General features: G+C 36.7%; 1 protein-coding gene. It reads right to left on the reverse strand.

The window, feature by feature from the left end; all coding sequences use genetic code 11:
* Window positions 1-248 (reverse strand): class I tRNA ligase family protein (locus ACY2RT_RS15495; protein ID WP_490156818.1); only part of this gene is annotated, 248 nt, incomplete at both ends.

The raw sequence follows: 248 nt of genomic DNA on the forward strand, positions 1-248 counted from the left end.
GATAATACTCGCGATGATATTGTTTGCGCTTGTTGCCTTTTATGTTCCAATGCACTGTCTATGTATGACTCATTACTTTCAGGAAAGTTACTTAAATGTACAGATTTTTCTGCTTTTTTAGAAACGCCTTCTGTTAAATCTCTATACAATCGATCCATGAAGAAAGGTGCCACAGATGCTCCAAGCTTTGCAACTGTAACTAAACATGTATACAACGTTTGATAGGCCGAAATTTTCTCTTCTCCGTA

The sequence above is a fragment of the Ulvibacter sp. 2210JD10-4 genome (genome assembly GCF_058148525.1).